The 294-nt window shown below is 46.3% G+C and carries 1 protein-coding gene and 1 pseudogene; both read right to left on the bottom strand.

Going from position 1 to position 294, the window contains the following annotated elements; all coding sequences use genetic code 11:
• Positions 1-137 (bottom strand): helix-turn-helix domain-containing protein (locus OCH80_RS10295; RefSeq protein WP_404540687.1); only part of this gene is annotated, 137 nt, incomplete at its 3' end.
• Positions 138-139: 2 nt separating this feature from the next.
• Positions 140-294: pseudogene (locus OCH80_RS10300) on the bottom strand (IS607 family transposase); the annotation flags it as partial.

Raw genomic sequence — 294 nt, forward strand, 5'->3', positions numbered from 1 at the left:
CGTCTGACCTCGTACATATCGTTCCAGATATCCAGAGCATGATTCCATGCCCAGCGCCGATAGCCGCACAGCTCGATAAAGAGCTGCTTTTGTTCTTCATTAAGCTGAAGCTTGTAGACTCTGGTCTGCGTTCGCATCTTTAGTCACCTTCTTCCTTGTGTGGCAGCTTTGGATCTTCTGCTATCTCTTTCTTGTATCTTCTCAATCCATCCAGACGACAGGAGAAGACATGAATAACGCTCATCAGATCCTCAACCAGTTCTTGATCCGGACTGGTATCTGGATTGTTAAGAA

The sequence above is a fragment of the Lactobacillus sp. 23-2 genome (assembly GCF_044902225.1).
Taxonomy (GTDB): domain Bacteria; phylum Bacillota; class Bacilli; order Lactobacillales; family Lactobacillaceae; genus Lactobacillus; species Lactobacillus absianus.